At 68.6% G+C, this 338-nt stretch carries 1 protein-coding gene; it reads left to right on the top strand.

From position 1 onward, the window contains the following. Nucleotides 1-338, top strand: a 338-nt coding sequence (locus tag ACSFA3_RS22875) for a protein kinase domain-containing protein (RefSeq protein ID WP_435507748.1), incomplete at both ends; no start/stop codon positions are given.

Raw genomic sequence — 338 nt, 5'->3', positions numbered from 1 at the left:
CCGAAGGCACGGAAGGCCTCGTGATGGCGCTGGTCGATCCGTCATTCGTCACGCTCGCAGGGCCACCGAGCCTCGCTTCATGCACGCGCGACGTCTATGCCGAAGAAGCACGGTGGACGTCCGGCGTGGCACTGCGCATTGCCCGCGACATCGCCTCGGCCATGCAGCACCTGCATGCGCGAGGGATTCTTCACGGCGACCTCTACGCACACAACATCCTGTGGCACGCACAACGCGGTGGCCGGCTCGGCGACTTCGGCGCGGCCTGGATGACCGGCGCGCTCGACGCGGCACAGGCGCGCGCGTTCCAGGCGCTGGAGATGCGCGCCTTTGGCTGC

The organism is Variovorax glucosi (assembly GCF_051216695.1).
Taxonomy (GTDB): Bacteria; Pseudomonadota; Gammaproteobacteria; order Burkholderiales; family Burkholderiaceae_C; genus Variovorax.
Note: the sequence above shows the minus strand (reverse complement) of the source record. Positions and strands in the feature narration are given on the sequence as shown.